Annotated in this window: 15 protein-coding genes; 9 read left to right on the forward strand and 6 right to left on the reverse strand. The window is 60.3% G+C overall.

What is annotated here, in order from left to right:
• The first annotated feature begins 8 nt into the window (after window positions 1-8).
• From trpS to ABHF91_RS03350, 5 genes are all read left to right on the forward strand, one after another.
• Window positions 9-1,013 carry a tryptophan--tRNA ligase gene (trpS, locus tag ABHF91_RS03330; RefSeq protein ID WP_409422058.1) on the forward strand — a complete coding sequence of 335 codons (1,005 nt, stop codon included), beginning with the start codon at window positions 9-11 and terminating at the stop codon, window positions 1,011-1,013.
• A gap of 89 nt (window positions 1,014-1,102) precedes the next feature.
• Entirely contained in the window at window positions 1,103-1,315 is a 213-nt protein-coding gene (locus ABHF91_RS03335) for a hypothetical protein (RefSeq protein WP_409422059.1), read from the forward strand.
• Window positions 1,316-1,512: 197 nt separating this feature from the next.
• Window positions 1,513-2,091 carry an anthranilate synthase component II gene (locus tag ABHF91_RS03340; RefSeq protein ID WP_409422060.1) on the forward strand — a complete coding sequence of 193 codons (579 nt, stop codon included), beginning with the start codon at window positions 1,513-1,515 and terminating at the stop codon, window positions 2,089-2,091.
• Between the two features lie 99 nt (window positions 2,092-2,190).
• On the forward strand, window positions 2,191-3,399 hold the full coding sequence (locus tag ABHF91_RS03345) for an aspartate aminotransferase family protein (protein WP_409422061.1): 1,209 nt from the start codon (window positions 2,191-2,193) through the stop codon (window positions 3,397-3,399).
• Window positions 3,400-3,552: 153 nt separating this feature from the next.
• A complete protein-coding gene (locus ABHF91_RS03350) occupies window positions 3,553-4,167 on the forward strand; it encodes an HAD family hydrolase (protein WP_409422062.1) in 615 nt (204 codons plus the stop codon).
• A 44-nt stretch (window positions 4,168-4,211) separates the two neighbouring features.
• Here ABHF91_RS03350 and crp read toward each other — a convergent pair whose 3' ends face one another.
• Entirely contained in the window at window positions 4,212-4,850 is a 639-nt protein-coding gene (gene crp, locus ABHF91_RS03355; RefSeq protein ID WP_409422063.1) for a cAMP-activated global transcriptional regulator CRP, read from the reverse strand.
• 209 nt (window positions 4,851-5,059) lie between these two features.
• Between crp and ABHF91_RS03360 the strand changes: the two genes are divergently transcribed.
• The gene (locus ABHF91_RS03360; RefSeq protein ID WP_409422064.1) at window positions 5,060-5,386 is read left to right on the forward strand and encodes an MliC family protein; all 327 of its coding nucleotides are present in this window, start codon (window positions 5,060-5,062) and stop codon (window positions 5,384-5,386) included.
• Here ABHF91_RS03360 and ABHF91_RS03365 read toward each other — a convergent pair.
• Entirely contained in the window at window positions 5,322-5,570 is a 249-nt protein-coding gene (locus ABHF91_RS03365) for a YheU family protein (protein ID WP_409422065.1), read from the reverse strand. The two genes, ABHF91_RS03360 and ABHF91_RS03365, sit on opposite strands and share 65 nt — an antisense overlap.
• 14 nt (window positions 5,571-5,584) lie before the next feature.
• Window positions 5,585-6,973, reverse strand: coding sequence for a PLP-dependent aminotransferase family protein (locus tag ABHF91_RS03370; protein WP_409422066.1), 1,389 nt, complete (start codon window positions 6,971-6,973; stop codon window positions 5,585-5,587).
• A gap of 140 nt (window positions 6,974-7,113) precedes the next feature.
• Between ABHF91_RS03370 and ABHF91_RS03375 the strand changes: the two genes are divergently transcribed.
• From ABHF91_RS03375 to ABHF91_RS03385, 3 genes are all read left to right on the forward strand, one after another.
• Entirely contained in the window at window positions 7,114-7,713 is a 600-nt protein-coding gene (locus ABHF91_RS03375) for a LysE family translocator (protein ID WP_409422067.1), read from the forward strand.
• A gap of 26 nt (window positions 7,714-7,739) precedes the next feature.
• Entirely contained in the window at window positions 7,740-8,333 is a 594-nt protein-coding gene (locus tag ABHF91_RS03380; RefSeq protein ID WP_409422068.1) for a LysE family translocator, read from the forward strand.
• A gap of 76 nt (window positions 8,334-8,409) precedes the next feature.
• Entirely contained in the window at window positions 8,410-9,540 is a 1,131-nt protein-coding gene (locus ABHF91_RS03385; protein ID WP_409422069.1) for a 1-acyl-sn-glycerol-3-phosphate acyltransferase, read from the forward strand.
• Between the two features lie 82 nt (window positions 9,541-9,622).
• Here the strand turns inward: ABHF91_RS03385 and ABHF91_RS03390 are convergent, their stop codons facing one another.
• From ABHF91_RS03390 to ABHF91_RS03400, 3 genes are all read right to left on the reverse strand, one after another.
• Complete coding sequence (locus tag ABHF91_RS03390) at window positions 9,623-10,771, reverse strand: type III PLP-dependent enzyme (RefSeq protein WP_409422070.1); 1,149 nt, start codon at window positions 10,769-10,771, stop codon at window positions 9,623-9,625.
• A gap of 388 nt (window positions 10,772-11,159) precedes the next feature.
• Complete coding sequence (locus tag ABHF91_RS03395; protein WP_409422071.1) at window positions 11,160-15,467, reverse strand: pilus assembly protein; 4,308 nt, start codon at window positions 15,465-15,467, stop codon at window positions 11,160-11,162.
• 20 nt (window positions 15,468-15,487) lie between these two features.
• The gene (locus ABHF91_RS03400; protein ID WP_409422072.1) at window positions 15,488-15,889 is read right to left on the reverse strand and encodes a type IV pilin protein; all 402 of its coding nucleotides are present in this window, start codon (window positions 15,887-15,889) and stop codon (window positions 15,488-15,490) included.
• Between the last annotated feature and the right edge of the window lie 38 nt (window positions 15,890-15,927).

The raw sequence follows: 15,927 nt of genomic DNA on the forward strand, positions 1-15,927 counted from the left end.
ATGAAATGATGTCAAAACCGATCGTGTTGAGTGGGGCCCAGCCCTCGGGCCAGTTGACCATAGGCAACTACATGGGCGCCCTGCGCCAGTGGGTGCGGATGCAGGATGACTACGACTGCCTCTATTGCATCGTGGATCTGCACGCCATCACGGTGCGCCAGGATCCCAAGGCCCTGCGGGCCGCCTGCCTGGATGCGGCCGCCCTCTATCTGGCGGTGGGGATCGATCCCAGCAAGAGCACCGTCTTCCTGCAGTCTCACGTGCCGCAGCACGCCGAGCTGGGCTGGATCCTCAACTGCTACACCCAGATGGGAGAGCTGTCCCGCATGACCCAGTTCAAGGACAAGGCCCAGCGCTTCGAGAACAACGTCAACGTCGGCCTGTTCGGCTATCCCGTGCTGATGGCGGCGGATATCCTGCTGTACCAGGCCAATCAGGTGCCGGTGGGCAACGACCAGAAGCAGCACCTGGAGCTGACTCGCGACGTGGCCTACCGCTTCAATACCCTGTACGGCGATGTCTTCACCATGCCGGAGCCCTTCATCCCCGAGCAGGGGGCCCGCATCATGAGCCTGCAAGAGCCCACCAAGAAGATGTCCAAGTCCGATGACAACGAGAACAACAGGATCGGCCTGCTAGAGGATCCCAAGGCCATCGCCAAGAAGATCAAGCGGGCGGTGACCGACTCCGAGGAGCCGCCTGTGGTGCGCTTCGACATCGACAACAAGCCCGGGGTCTCCAACCTGCTGACCCTGATGCACGGTGCCACCGGCCAGTCCATCGTCGAGCTGGAGCGTCACTTCGAAGGCAAGATGTACGGCCACCTCAAGTCCGAGACCGCCGAGGCGGTGCTGGCCATGTTGACGCCGGTGCAGGCGCGCTTCACCGCCCTGCGGCAGGATGAGGCCCATCTGCTGGGGATTTTGCACCAGGGCGCAGAAAAGGCGCGGGAACGGGCTGAAAAAACTCTCAAAGCCGTTTATGATGTGATCGGCTTCGTTCCAAAAGCCTGATTTACTGGGAAGGTGTAGATGGAGAGCCGGGGTAACCTGGCTTTTCTGTTTCTCCCGCCTTCTTCTCTTCTTCCGGGTAATATCCATCCATGTCACAGCAAGAAGTCGATCCAAACGAGTTGGAAACCAAGGGGTATTGGCTGCGCAAGTTCCGTCTGGCCAAGACCATGAAAACCCTAGAGCTGATGGTGCCCAAGGCCCTGGACACCCACCATGGCAATGCCAAGGTGGAGGCAGCTATTTACCTGGCTGAGTGCCAGCGGGAGCGGGAGCTGGAAACCGGCGTTCTGCTCAATCGTTAATCTCTGTCAGCAACCTCTGCGTTAGTCCGTTCGCGGTGGCATCTTTTTCGCCAACTGATATGGGTATCCTGCGTCGTCGGGATGCTCCCGTTTGCCTGTCTGCCTCGGCCCTGTGGTCTGGCGCTAGACTCGGTGGGCAGGTACCCTGTGGTGTACCTGAGCCCGACTGCTGTCGCCCACATTTTCCCGTCTGACCCATGCTGCTGATCATCGATAACTACGACTCCTTTACCTACAACCTGGTGCAGTACTTCGGCCAGCTGGGGGCGCCGGTGCAGGTGGTGCGCAACGATGCCATCGACCTGGCCGGTATCGAGGCCCTGGCGCCCAGCCATCTGGTGATCTCCCCCGGGCCCTGTACCCCCAACGAGGCGGGGATCTCCTTGGCGGCCATAGCCCACTTTGCCGGTCGACTGCCGATCCTGGGTGTCTGTTTGGGCCACCAGGCCCTGGCCCAGGTGTTCGGCGGGCGTGTGGTGCGGGCCCATAGGGTGATGCATGGCAAGACCTCGGCCATCAGCCACGATGGTCGGGGCGTGTTTCGTGGCTTGGCCAATCCCCTGACGGTCACCCGTTACCACTCCCTCATCGTCGAGGCCGACAACCTGCCGGACTGCCTGGAGGTGACCGCCTGGAGCCAGCCGGAGGGGGATCAGCCGGCGGAGATCATGGGGCTGCGCCATCGCACCTTGCCCATCGAGGGGGTGCAGTTTCACCCGGAGAGCATCCTCAGCCAGCAGGGGGTGGCGCTGCTGGGCAACTTCTGGCAGTCATGAAGGCATTTATGCAAAAACCCATGGATGATAGGGGTATGGTTGATATATTATGCATGCCCTGTGATTATTTTTTCATTTTCTTGGCGTGAGGATGCAAGCATGCAGCAGGTAACCCGGGCGTGGTTTGATGAAGTGATGGTGCCGACCTATGCGCCGGCGGAGTTTGTGCCGGTGCGGGGCCTGGGCTCCCGCCTGTGGGATCAGCAGGGGCGCGAGTACATAGATCTCGCCGGCGGCATCGCGGTCAATGCCCTGGGGCACTGCCATCCGGCCCTGGTGCATACCCTGGTGAGCCAGGGCCAGAAGCTCTGGCACGTGAGCAACTGGATGACCAATGAGCCCGTGCTGCGTCTGGCGCGCAAGCTGGTGGACGCCACCTTTGCCGAGCGGGCCTTCTTCTGCAACTCCGGCGCCGAGGCCAACGAGGCGGCCCTCAAGCTGGCCCGTCGCTATGCCTACGAAACTCATGGCCCGCAGAAGGATCAGATCATCGCCTTCAGCCACGGCTTCCATGGCCGTACCTTCTTCACCGTCAGCGTCGGCGGCCAGGCATCCTATTCCGATGGTTTCGGCCCTAAGCCGGGCCAGATCACCCATGTGCCTTATAACGACATCGACGCCCTGCGTGCCGTCATCTCGGGCCATACCTGTGCCGTGGTGATGGAGCCCATGCAAGGGGAGGGCGGCGTGCTGCCGGCGGATCCGGCCTTTGCCCAGGCGGTGCGCGAGCTGTGTGATGCCCACGATGCCCTGCTGATCATGGACGAGGTGCAGACCGGCATGGGCCGCACCGGTCACCTGTTCGGCTACATGGCCCTGGGAGTGGAGCCGGATATCCTCACCAGTGCCAAGGCCCTGGGCAGCGGCTTCCCCATCGCTGCCATGCTGACCCGTAACGCCATCGCCGCCGTGTTCAAGCCCGGGGTGCACGGTACTACCTTCGGTGGTAACCCCTTGGCCTGTGCCGTGGGGGAGACGGCCTTCGATCTCATCAATCAGCCGGCCCTGCTCAAGGGCGTGCTGGAGCGGGAGACCTGGTTTCGCGAGGCGCTGGCGGAGATCAATGCCCGTCACCACTGCTTCGAACAGGTGCGGGGTGCCGGCCTGCTGATCGGCGCCGTGCTGACGGCCGATTATCAGGGCAAGGCCAAGGCGTTCGTGGATGCCGGCATTCGGGCCGGCGTGCTGGTGCTGGTGGCCGGGGGCAATGTGGTGCGCTTCGCCCCGGCCCTCAACCTGACCCGCAAGGAGTTCGACGTGGGCATGGCCCGCTTTGCCGAGGCGGTGGCTCAGGTGTGCCAGGGCTAAGTCAGCCGACGCCTTGGCTTTCATCGCCGCAGCAACAGGCTCCCTTTGGGGAGCCTGTTTCGTTTTTGCCGCTCACAAGCTGATCCGAGAAGGATTGCTCCGATTTGGCGGCAGGCATATGCTCGGTTTTTACACAGCGAGGCAGGAGTTGCTATGAGCCAGAGCGAGGTGAAGGCGGTGTTGTTTGATGCCTATGGCACCTTGTGTCATATGACGGTGCGGCGCCGGCCTTACCGCCAGCTGGCACGGCAGGTGGCCGATCCCATCGGTTTTACCAAGGCGGTGATGACCCAGCCCCTGGGGCTGAGAGAGGCGGCCCACCGCGGCGGTCTTTCTCCGGCGCCGGATGCCATGGCGCCCCTGGCGCAGGATCTGGCCGACGAGCTGGCGGGGGTCCGACTCTTCCCCGAGGTGCCTGCCGTCCTGGCCCAATTGCGCGCCTTTGGCTATCGCCTGGGGGTGGTGGGCAACCTGGCCAAGCCCTATGCCGAGCCGGTGCGCCAGCTGCTGGCTGGCCAGTTGGAGCTGTGGTGCTGGTCGTTCGAGCAGGGCTATCCCAAGCCGCACCCCGAGCTGTATCGCCGGGTCTGTGAGCAACTGGAGCTGGCGCCGTCCCAGGTGTTGATGGTAGGGGATACCCGGGTGGAGGACTTTGTCGGAGCCAAGGCCTGTGGCCTGCAGGCCCGCTGGTTACGCCGGCAGGTTGCTGTCCAGGGGGCGGAGGAGCTGGGCTCCCTGACCGAGCTGGCGCTGCAGTTGGCGCCATAAAAAAACGCCACCCTAGGGTGGCGTTCTTGTCGCTGGCGGATCCCTTAGCGGGTGCCGAATACCACTATGGTCTTGCCATGGGCAGAGATCAGCTCCTGATCTTCGAGCATCTTGAGGATGCGGCCCACGGTCTCCCGGGAGCAACCGACGATCTGACCGATCTCCTGCCGGGTGATCTTGATCTGCATGCCATCCGGGTGCGTCATGGCATCGGGTTGCTTGGCCAGGTTCAGCAGGGTCTGGGCGATGCGACCGGTCACGTCCAGGAAGGCAAGGTTGCCGACCTTCTGGCTGGTGGTCTGCAGACGGCGCGCCATCTGGCCAGACAGGCGCATCAGGATCTCCGGGTTGACCTGGATCAGCTGGCGGAACTTCTTGTAGGAGATTTCCGCCACTTCACAGGGGCTCTTGGCGCGAACCCAGGCGGAGCGGGTGGGGTTTTCTGTATCGTCGAACAGCCCCAACTCACCGATAAAGTCCCCTTGATTCAGGTAGGAGAGGATCATCTCCTTGCCTTCTTCATCCTTGATCAGCACGGCCACTGAGCCCTTGACGATAAAGTAGAGGGTCTCAGCCTTTTCGCCGGCATGGATCAGGGTGCTTTTGGCCGGGTACTTGTGAATATGACAGTGAGAAAGGAACCATTCGAGCGTCGGATCGCTTTGCGGCTTGCCAATAACCATTGTTAGTCCTCGTCTATAGCTGCCGCGCAGCAGATCCAGCCTGTGTGCGGTCTTTGTCTTTATAATAACTGCGGTAGCATAAGGGGCCCTGTAGCCTATGGCAAGCGGTGTGGCCGTGAAACCGGTTGTTGGAATATGCCTGCCGGCATTTAACAAAAAAACAGGAGGAATCTGTGGGTTATGTCAACTTTTCTGGGCGCGTGACTGGCGTGTTGGGACTGTCGGTGTTGCTGGTGGCCTGTGCCTCGGAGCCGGAACCAGATCCCTATGCCCGCCAGTACCAGTGTGGCGAGACTCTGCTTCCGGTCCGGCTGGATGGTCACTTTGATTGGCTTGAATTGAGTCTCAACGGCGAGCACCACATACTGCCCAAGGTGCAGGGCGCCGCTGGGGCGCGCTATGACAACGGCCGCCTGAGCTTCTGGACTCAGGGTGAGGAGGGGGAGCTGCGCAACGGATCTGAGGTGCTGCTCAGCGGCTGTCATCTTCTGCCTGTTGCGACGCCTGGCGCCACTGCTCCCGACTCAGCAGAGTGACGCTCTCGTGTAGCTCACTGTACTGGAGCACCACCTCCCCCCGCTGCAGCTGCCGACGGACTTGGGCCACCTTGTCCGTCAGGCTGACCTCCTGCTCGCCATAGTCGGTGCCCTCCCGCAGGACGAAGTATTCGATGAGGTTGGTGAGGGTGTCCTCACTCAGGCTCTGCCAGGGGATCAGCATGGGGGCTCCTTGGGTTACAACAGGGCAGGATTGCCGGGATTACTCTCCAGCAATTGCCGCAAGATCGCCAGCCCCCGCGCCAGGGCCGGGTTATCCACCGGCTGGCTGATGGACAGCCGGACGCCCTGTGGGGCGGCAAAATGGCCGGTGGCAAAGGCTTCGGCGCCCGAGACGACGACGCCCGCCTCCCGGGCCGCCTGCACGAAGGCCTCCGCACGCCACTGGGGTGGCAGGGGCAGCCAGGCGTGCATGCTGCCTGGCTGATAACAGACCCCCTTGTCACCCAGCTGTTGGAGTAGCAACTGGCCGCGCTGGGCCAACAGGCTGCGCTGGTGCGCCAGCAGTCGGTTGGCTTCGCCTTGCTGCAGCAGGCCGCAGGCGAGTTCTACCAGCAAGGGGGAGATCATCAGGCTGCAGGCCTGGATCGCCTGGGTGAAGGGCAGTTGCAGGCGGCTTGGCACCTGGGCATAACCCAGCCGCAGACCGGCACTGATGCCCTTGGACAGGCTGCCCAGATAGATCACCTGCTCGGGTGCCAGACTGGCCAAGCTGGGGAGCCGCTGAGGGGCCAGCAGACCCTGCACATCGTCTTCCACTATGGTGACCCTATGCTGCTGGCACAGCGACAGTATGGCCTGCCGCCTGGCCAGGCTCATGGTGGCGGTGGTGGGGTTCTGCAGGGTGGGGACCAGATAGATGGCTCGGTACTGACCCTGGCTCAGGGCCCGCTCCAGGGCGGCTGGGATGACCCCCTCCTCATCCAGTGGCAACCCCTTGAGCTGGATATTCAGCAGGTTGGCCAGATTTTTCAGTCCCGGATAGGTTAATCCCTCGCACAGCAGGGGCTGTCCAGCCAGCCCCAGGCTCATCAGGCTTAGCAGTTGGCCACTCTGGGCGCCATAGGTGAAAAACAGCTGTTCTGCCTCTGCCTGGATGCCCTGCTCTGTCAGCCATTGGCCAAGCAGTTGCCGCTGGGGGGCCGGAGTGCGCGCTTCGCCGTAATCCATCAGCCGACTCAGGCGAGCGGGATCCTGTTGCAGCTGTTGCAGGGTGCGCTGCAAGGCGCTGTGGCGATCCTGCGGTGCCGGCAGGTTCTGCCACATCTCCACCCGCAGGGGATCCGGTGTCTGCTGCATCCAAGCGTTGCCCAGCTTGTCCTGTGGCTGACCTCTCACATAGGTGCCGGCGCCGACGCGGGCCTGCAGCCAACCCTGCTGTTCGGCCAGGGCATAGGCACGGGTGATGGTGCCCACCGTGACGCCAAGCTGCTCCGCCAGGGCCCTGTGGGTCGGTAGGCGTTGCTCGGCCGTCAGCTCGCCAGATTCGATGGCCTGGGCGATGGCGTCCGCCAGTTGACGGTAAAGCGGGCCTTGGCCGGAGAGGGGTGGCGCCCAAATTGTCATGGTGACAATAAACCTATTGATCCAATTTGTTGAGAATTATAGGGTGTGTTTGTGCTGATTGCAGCACAAATCATGTCTCAAAACTGTATTTGTATCGATACAATCTTCGCATCCGGATGCCCTTTCTTGGGAGTTAGCGTATGGAAATGCAATGGTGGGGCCCGGTGGCAGCCTTCGCGCTGGTCTGTACCATCACCCCTGGCCCGAACAACTTGATGCTCACCAGTGCCGGGGCCCGTTTTGGCCTGCGACGTACCCTGCTGCATGTGGTGGGGATCAGCGCCGGGACGGGGCTCATGCTGCTGGCGGTTTCGCTGGGACTGGGCGAGCTGTTTGCCGCGCAACCCATGGTGCAGTCGGCATTGCGCTGGATCGGCAGTGCCTATCTGTTGTGGTTGGGCTGGCTCATCGCCCGTGCCGGGGCGCCCAGCCTGGCGCAGGAGGCGCGGGGCAAGCCCATGGCCTTTCATCAGGCGGTGCTGTTTCAGTTCGTCAATCCCAAGGCCTGGATGATGAGCCTGTCGGCCATCTCCAGCTTCACCCTGGCCGGTGAGGCTTACTGGGGGTCGGTGACCTGGTTGATCGCGCTGTTCTGCCTTATCTGCTTGGGTTCCTGCCTGACATGGGCGCAATTTGGGGTTCAGGTGGGCCAGCTGCTCAAGACGCCGCTGAGCTGGAGACGATTTAATGGTGTGATGGGCTTGCTCACCGCGGCCTGTGTCCTGATGATATGGCGCTGATTTCTGGCCATTGAATCGAGGTAACGATGGAGCCGAGCTGGTGGTTGCCCTTGCTGGGGTTTGCGCTGGTCACCTGTGGGACACCTGGGCCCAATAATATGTTGCTCACCAGTGCGGGAGCCAATCTGGGGGTGCGGCGCAGCCTGCCCATGCTGTTTGCCGTGGTGGGGGGGCTCAACCTGCTGATCCTCGCCGCGGCCATGGGCCTGGGGGTCTTGTTCAGTCAGTGGCCGCTGATGCATCTGCTGCTCAAGGGGGGGGGCAGCCTCTATCTGTTGTGGTTGGCCTGGAAGCTAGCCTGGGCGGCACCGCCTGACGGTGCGTCGGCCAGCCGGCTGCCGAACTGGTATCAGGCGGCCTTATTACAGCTGCTGAATCCCAAGGGCTGGCTGATGGCGCTGTCCGCCATCGGCAGCTTCACCCTGGCCGGCCAGGGATACTGGGCCAGTGCCCTCGGGGTGCAGGGGGTCTTCTTTGCCATGGGGATCTTAACCGGGGGTGTCTGGCTGCTGTTTGGCGCCAGTGTCGGCCGCTGGTTGGGGTCGCCGCGGGCCTGGCAGCGCTTCAATTTCGCCATGGCGGGGCTCACCGCCGCTTGTGTTTTGATGCTCTGGTGGTAGAAGTTCGAGTTTGGCGGCGGTTCCGTGTAGAATTGCCGCGTTTTTCTCCGGCTGTTATTAGAACCCAGATCACACCATGACCAATATGACCCCAGAGGTGGAGCCGTTTGCCGACATCCGCCCCTACCATGACGATGAAGTCCCGGCGGCCATCGACCGCCTGATCGATGATCCTGAACTGCTCAGTGCCATTGCCCGGTTTCGTTTTCCCCGGCTCACGCCGCTGTTTGGCTGGTTGATCCGCCCGCTGATCCGCCATGCCCTGCATCGCCGCTGGGCCAAGGTGCGCACGGTGCGGGACGTGCAGGAAGAGGTCGCCCGCTTCATGGCGAAGATGATTGCCGGTACCACGGACGGCGTGACCTTCTCGGGGCTGGAACAATTGCAGTCCGGCACCGGCTACCTGTTTGTCTCCAACCACAGGGACATCGCCCTGGATCCGGCGTTCGTCAACTGGGGCCTGTTCAAGTGCGGTCTGGAGACGGTTCGCATTGCCATCGGCGATAATCTGTTGCGCAAGCCCTGTGCCACCGAACTGATGCGGCTGAACAAGAGCTTCATCGTCAAGCGCTCGGCCAAGGGGCCGCGGGAGATGATGAAGGCGTTCAATGAGCTGTCGGCCTATATCGCCCACTCCCTGGCCGATGGCCACTCCATCTGGATCGCCCAGAAGGAAGGCCGCGCCAAGGACGGGGACGACTGCACGGATCCCGCCATCCTCAAGATGTTCTACATGGCGGGCAAGCAGCAGAAGCGCGAGTTTGCCGACTACATGGCCAGCCTCAACATAGTGCCGGTCAGCATCAGCTACGAGTACGATCCCGGCGATCTGGCCAAGGCCCGCGAGCTGTTCGAGAAGGCCCAGACTGGGGCCTACGAGAAGGGTGAGTTTGAGGATATCGCCAGCATAGTGGCGGGCATCGTGGGGTATAAGGGGCGGGTGCATGTGAGCTTTGGCAAGCCGCTGGTGGGCGGGTTTGATAGCCCGGAATCCCTGGCGGCCCAGATTGACGATGCCATCCATCGCCAGTACCGCCTGTTCCCGGCCAATCTGGTGGCGGCCCAGGGCGCCAAGGCGCCGGTGAGCGATGAGGAGCGCCAGCGCTTTGAGTCTCGTCTGGCGGCCATGCCCGAGCAGCTGCAACCCCTGGTGCGGGCCATGTATGCCAAGCCGGTGGAGAACTGGTCACGGTTCGATGCCAATTGAGCCGGATATGTTCCTTATAAAAAAGCCCTGCTTTTGCAGGGCTTTTTTGTGTCAGGATTCCAGACCGCTAGGGCTGACCCTTTCAGGCCACCGCCTGCAGTGAGGCCGGTTCGCTGTCCACCACCAGTATGCTGGCCTTGCGGAAGAAGTTGAATTCGGTGGCGGACGCCCAGGTGTAGGCACCCATCATGCCGCCCACCACCAGGTCACCGACCTCCAGCTCCGGCAGCAGTATGTCTTCGGCGATGACGTCGATGCTGTCACAAGTGGGACCGGCTAGCACGCTGGGATGCAGCTCGCCCTGGGCGTAGGGAGCCATCTTGGGGTAGGTCACGTGGTCAAACAGTTGGCCGCTGTAGCTGCCGTACAGGCCGTCGTCCAGGTAGTACCAGGTACGACCGAAACGTTCGGCCTTGCCCATGACGCTGGCGATGGAGGTCATGGCCGGGGCGCTGATGAAGCGACCCGGTTCGGCCAGCAGGCGGATGCCTTCCGGGGTGTCGGCCAGGGCCGCGCGGATAGGCGCACAGAAGGCCTCGATGTCCAGAGCCTCGCCCTGGTAGGCCACCGGGAAGCCACCGCCGATATCCAGCACCTCCAGGCCCAGCTCTTCGGCAGCGGCCTGACGCAGCAGTGCGTTGCAGGCTTCGATGGCTTCCACATGCCGCTTGGCATTGGGGACCTGGGAGCCCACGTGGAAGGAGAGGCCGATGACCTGGATCCCCTTGGCCTTGGCGTCCCGCAGCAGCGGCAACACGGCCTCCGGGGTGCAGCCAAATTTCTTGGACAGATCCACCTTGGTTTCGGGGTTGGGGAAGCTGACCCGCAGCAACAAGCGAGCCTGATCACGGTAGGCGACAAACTTGTCCAGCTCTACCGGGTTGTCAAAGACGAACACCTGGCAGCCATACTCCAGGGCGTGGCGGATATCACCATCGCGCTTGATCGGGTGGGTATGGATACATTCGTTGGGGGCGATGCCGGCCTCGCGTATCAGATCCACTTCACCATTGGTGGCCAGATCGAAGGCGGCACCCTCTTGTTTGAGGGTTTCCACTACGCCCATATGGGGCAGAGGTTTCAGCGCGTAATGCAGACGGACGCCCGGCAGGGCGGCGGCCAGGGCACGGTACTGATGACGCACCGCCGCCTGGTCCAGCACCAGCAACGGAGAGCCATGTTTGGCCACCAGGCCACGATAATCCATACCCGCAACGAATTGGCTGTTCATCTTATGCAAACACCTCACAAAAGGGCCATGGCCCTGTCACCAAGTTAACCTTCACCCGGCCGTTTGAGCTCAGGGATGAAGTGACGAAATATCGAACGGGCGCATTATGGGGCTTTTGACTGGCTATGCAATCAATAAAAAACAGCGAGCGGAATCAAGCGAGTCTTCATTGGCGTGGTCATAAGCATTTACAACCAATGGATATGTGGTAAATCGGTTTTAAAGTCTAACAATCTTGCCATTATTGGGTTTTAGCTCGAATGATCCACGTCTCTGGACCGCTGACAGAGCAGATTGTCGCAAAGTGTTCTGGATGAATAAATTTGCTTTTTAAGAGAAGAAAACGGCCGCCAGTTGGCGGCCGTTGCGGTGTGCCATTTGGGATGGCTCAGTACACCTTCAGCCAGGAGACGGCGCCGGTGCGCTCCACCGTCGGATTGCTTTCGAACAGCTCATCCTGGCCGTCCAACCGCACGCTGTTGGAGACAGAGACGTCACCACTTGCGGTGGTCACCAGTTTGGTGACCGCCTTGCTGGGAATGCGCTCCAGCAGGGCGGAGTTATCCACCAAGCCCTGGTTATCGCCGGTCAACAGGTTGATCTCCATATACCAGCCGGTACCACCACCGGCACAGGGATCTTCATCCGGTATCAGTGTCGTCAGGTAGGCTTTGGTACTGCGCACCGTGATGTTGTTGACGATCCGCTCCCCTTCGTTGCTGTCGGTATTGGGATTGATCAAATCCAGATACCAACCCTTCTTGGTGCTCCAGTCGATGCTGTTGCTGCTGAGGGTGCGGGTGGTGCTCTGGGCGGTAATTTCCTGTTTGACCAGGTTGGTGCGGGAGATGGTCTCTGAGGCGCTGTTATCCCACAGTCCATACAGGCTCTGGGTCACCTGATCCGAGACATCGGTGTCGCTGGCTTCAAGATACTTGCCTGTACCCACCAGCACCATCAGACCGCTGGTGGAGTGGAAGGCGACCGCCGGACGGGTGGTGATGGGTTGACGCTCATAGGCCGGCGAGCTGCCGGTGGCATATTGGGTGATAAACAGCGGGAGGGGAGTGGAGCCACTCTTGATGGCAAAGTCCCAGTCGTCGATGTTGTCCTGATCGACGTCCACCTTCCACAGGTAGCCGAACAGATCGCCGGCATAGAGGCGATCCGCCACCCCGTCCAGATCGGCATCGGCAAACACCGGCTCGGCCATGCCGTTGGGGCGGGAGTCTCCGTCAGGATCCTCGTCTCGACCTTGGGTGGTGGTCAGGGTCTTGAGCAGGGTGCCGGTCAACAGATCGTAGACCTTCAGGCTGCTGTAGCCATCGTCGGTGCCATCGTTATAGCCGTTGCCAAAGGCGGCCACCCAACGCTTGTCGTCACCATCCTGGACCTTGGCGATGGCTGGTGGATAGGGGACATACCCCAGGCTGTCCACCTCCCAGAGGATCTTGTCGGCGGCGCTGATGCTGTTGCTGACGCTGCTGAGGTTGCTCAGATCCAGGGCCCAGGCGCCCTTGGCGCCCAGGCCGAAGGTGCCCACGGCGATCACCCGCTTGTCGCCCTCGTCATCGGTTATTGATGAGACCTTGATCTCGCCATCCACATAAAACTGGTGAGTGCTGTCGTAATCCACATCGGCCAGTTGATTGAGCTTGTCGTAAACGCCGCGGGGGATAAAGGCCAGGATCTCTTCGCCGTCATCGGCATTGAACACATGCACCATGCCATCGTTGGCTCCTACTATGACAAAGGGTACATCATCGGTGGAGGTGCCATAGACTGGGGTGCTGTGGATGATGTCGCCCAACCGGCTGCTGCGCGGCCGAAAATAGGTCTTGATGATGGGCACCTGCACGTCGCCGGCTTCATCGGTTTGATCCCCTCGCAGGTAATCTACCAGCGCCTGCACATAGCTCAGCTTGTTGGCGGTGCTGCCCGTTATCCCGGTCAGCAGGTCGTCAATCATATCGCTAGACAGGCCATTGGTTGCGCCATCCAGGCTGGTGGGGGCCGTGAACAGGGCTCGTCCGTCATCCGTGCCATCCCAGGTGATGATCACGCGGTTGCTGACACTGCTGCGCGCGTCCAGTTGCTTGGCGGCACTCCAACTGGGGCTGGTGGCCAGGGTGCCATCGGTGATCGCATAGGACTCCAGATCACCAGACCAGTTCTTGGCCTCGAAGCTGGCCAGGAAGGCCTGGGAGTCATTGCTGAGCTGGTAACCGCTGTAGCTGACCGCACTGGCGGAGCGGGTATCTTCCGACGCCTTGTTGAAGGCCTCTTCCAGCTGGCTTTCCAGGTCGGAGGCATTGGTCACCAGGAAATAGTTATCCGGTGTGCCGCTGCTGTTGGCATCCCATTCCCCCTCCCCGGGCAGGCCATCACTATCCTCATCGTTAAAGCCACCCCACTTGGCGGCGTACCAAAGTGGCGAGGGCAATAGGCTGGCCGCCGTGCTGGAACTGCTGGCGGTAAAGGTGCGGGTTCGAGAGGCCGGTAAATATGCACTCTTGTAGCTATTACTAGAGGATAAATTTTTGCGAGCAATATTACTGCTTGGGTCTGGTGTATCTAAATAGTACATGTTCTTTGTAGATGAAATTGTATCAACACTGCTATCGTCAATATCTAGGTAGAGACCATCTCCTCCTTGTGTTCCTGAAATAACATAGCCAGCATGCTGAATATAGGTTCCAGACGCATATTCAGCAGTAACGGTAACCGTAACGGTAGTGTCTGCATTTACCACGTAGTGATATTTTACAATAAAGTCCATATCATGATCTGCACCTTGCTCAACGTCTTCATAATTAACCCTAAAGGTGCCTTCAGTATCACTTAAGCTCTCTACGTAAAAATCGACAATGCCGTCGGTGGGCTGAAAGTCACCCTCTGCGTTACTGATGCCCCCACCGACAGATTTCGCGTAGGGGATCAGGGTGATGGTATTGTCGCCGGCCTTGATCTTGATCTGGGGCAGCTTGGAGGCCAGCGCCACCACTATGGTATTGGTCTTCTGGTCACCATTTATATCGGACCTGAGATCCGTCTCATGGCCGTAGTAGGCCAAGCCCGCGCTATAGAAGCTGCCCATCTTGGTGGGCTCCTCCGGGGAGAGACCGCGGATCTGATCCAAGCTGGGGATGGTCTTGGCGGTGGGGGCGTTCTTGCCCTCGGTCTGCCCCAGCACTTCGCCGATATAGAAGAGACCATTGTTGAGCCCTTCCTTCTCGGAGATGGTTGCTGTCCAGTCGCTGACATCCAGACTGCTGAGGGTGCTGTCGCTGTAGCTGTTAAACGCGGAGCCGGGGATCTGATCCGAGTCATAGGAAACGCCGGTATCGCTGATCACCAGATTGATGGGTTTGGCGCAGTAGTCATGACTATCGTAAGGATCATCCCAGCTATCTTGCTTCAATGTGAAGGCCGTACTTCCAGATCCAAAACTTTCACTACTGACTGAAAAATCGCTGGTGGGGCTACTTGCTCCAGCAAAATAACGCAGGCTTTCAAATAGCATTTCACCAATGGGATTGCCCCAGTCAACACATTTCCCCTGAGTCAGTGGACCATCAGTAATCCAACCACAGTTGCTGTTATAATTCAGGCTGCTGAAATTGAATCCAGTAATCCGTAACTTATTCAGTGTGTCTATAACACCTGCCCCTGTGCTGCCTCGAGTCTGAAATTGGCCGTTGCTTTTTATTTCATCATCAAGCTTGCCAACTTTGGCTCTGAGCACCCCACCAGACAGGTTCTTACTAAAGCTGCCGGTGATGAGGCCAAATTCCATCTTGGGGTCATCTCCCTCGCCATAGTTTTGCAGCAGGCCCACGGGTTTGTAGCTGTTGTCGCTGTTGCTGTCGGTGTACTTTTTACAGTTACTCTCCAGCATGCCATCGGTGCAGACCTGTACCCGCACCACATAGTCGGTTCTTGCGCTATTAATGGTACCTACATAGTTGTCCATATAGTCGCCAGAAACAGGATTTTCTTTACTTACCCAATTCCAGATATAGAGGGCCGGGCTGGGGTTTTGCACCGTTTCCAAGACGCGCAGCAGGGGCGAGCCAGAGTAACTGAGCGAGGTGTTGGCAAAGAAATAGACCTTGCTGTCGGACAGGGGGGCGTAGCTGGAGACCAGCAGATTGCCGGCGGTGCTGGTGTTCATCACCGCCGGATCCCAGGTCTTGCCCCAGGTATGGGCATCTTGGGGAATTAGGGAGCGAACCAGGGTGGGGTGCTCCTGGTTGTCGCTTCCCCGATAGCCGCCATAGAGCACCTTGCGCAGGGCATCGATGCGGCTGGTGGTCAGATAGTTAAGAAAGTCCCCGCTCCAGCGACCCGTACCGCCGTTGCCGTTACAGGTCTTGTCATCCGTGGTGCCGGTGGGCACGAAGACGCCGCTGCTGTCATAGCTGTAGCACTTATAGGAGTCGAAGTAGCCGTAGTAGTCCCGGACAGTGGGGGCGTAGCGGGTCTCGTCTTCATCGATGGCCCCATTGCCGTCCAGATCGGTGGCATCGTTATAGGCCTCGTAATAGAGGGTGTGATCCCGGCCCATCACCAGCATCACCAGGGGGGCCACCTGCCCTTCGACAAAGATGGGACTGGTGGGCAGATCCAGATCATCGGCCAGCACGGGGCCCAAGGGGGCGAGGGCCAACAGCCAAAGCAGTATGGTGTTTTTCATGGTGATCGTCTCCATGCTGACTACCAGCAGCCGGTGGTGGTGGGGGTCTTGGCACCGGCGCGGGTGAGGGCCAGGGTGCCGCAGCTGTCGCTGGTCTGGGTGCCTTGGGGCACGGCGCTCAGGGTGTAACCGCTCTGGGTCAGGTCGCTGATCTGCAGGGTGTAGTAGCGCTCGGTGCCATCGGCGGGCACCTTGTCGGTAAAGATGTCGGGGGAGGTGCCGGTGGCGCTGCCCACGTAGGTCATGTTCAGGGCGTAGTAGCTCTCCATCTTCTGGGCCGCCGCCAGCAAGCTCTGCTTGGCCAGATCCCGTCGGGAGTCCCGTACATAACTGAAGTAACTGGGCACGGCGATGGATCCCAGAATGGCCACTATCACCACGGCGATCATCAACTCGATCAGGGTGAAGCCTTTATGTTCCATGGCTATATTTCCTTCATTTTTGAATCTGTTTATTGCGA

The sequence above is a fragment of the Pseudaeromonas aegiceratis genome, from assembly GCF_046254905.1.
Lineage (GTDB): Bacteria > Pseudomonadota > Gammaproteobacteria > Enterobacterales > Aeromonadaceae > Pseudaeromonas > Pseudaeromonas aegiceratis.

Coding starts and splice junctions, on each gene's coding strand:
- ABHF91_RS03340 (WP_409422060.1), top strand. CDS start 1,513: ATGCTGCTGATCATCGATAACTACGACTCCTTTACCTACAACCTGGTG.
- ABHF91_RS03375 (WP_409422067.1), top strand. CDS start 7,114: ATGGAAATGCAATGGTGGGGCCCGGTGGCAGCCTTCGCGCTGGTCTGT.
- ABHF91_RS03365 (WP_409422065.1), bottom strand. CDS start 5,570: ATGCTGATCCCCTGGCAGAGCCTGAGTGAGGACACCCTCACCAACCTC.
- ABHF91_RS03390 (WP_409422070.1), bottom strand. CDS start 10,771: ATGAACAGCCAATTCGTTGCGGGTATGGATTATCGTGGCCTGGTGGCC.
- ABHF91_RS03370 (WP_409422066.1), bottom strand. CDS start 6,973: ATGACAATTTGGGCGCCACCCCTCTCCGGCCAAGGCCCGCTTTACCGT.
- ABHF91_RS03380 (WP_409422068.1), top strand. CDS start 7,740: ATGGAGCCGAGCTGGTGGTTGCCCTTGCTGGGGTTTGCGCTGGTCACC.
- ABHF91_RS03350 (WP_409422062.1), top strand. CDS start 3,553: ATGAGCCAGAGCGAGGTGAAGGCGGTGTTGTTTGATGCCTATGGCACC.
- ABHF91_RS03335 (WP_409422059.1), top strand. CDS start 1,103: ATGTCACAGCAAGAAGTCGATCCAAACGAGTTGGAAACCAAGGGGTAT.
- ABHF91_RS03385 (WP_409422069.1), top strand. CDS start 8,410: ATGACCAATATGACCCCAGAGGTGGAGCCGTTTGCCGACATCCGCCCC.
- ABHF91_RS03395 (WP_409422071.1), bottom strand. CDS start 15,467: ATGAAAAACACCATACTGCTTTGGCTGTTGGCCCTCGCCCCCTTGGGC.
- trpS (WP_409422058.1), top strand. CDS start 9: ATGTCAAAACCGATCGTGTTGAGTGGGGCCCAGCCCTCGGGCCAGTTG.
- ABHF91_RS03400 (WP_409422072.1), bottom strand. CDS start 15,889: ATGGAACATAAAGGCTTCACCCTGATCGAGTTGATGATCGCCGTGGTG.
- crp (WP_409422063.1), bottom strand. CDS start 4,850: ATGGTTATTGGCAAGCCGCAAAGCGATCCGACGCTCGAATGGTTCCTT.
- ABHF91_RS03345 (WP_409422061.1), top strand. CDS start 2,191: ATGCAGCAGGTAACCCGGGCGTGGTTTGATGAAGTGATGGTGCCGACC.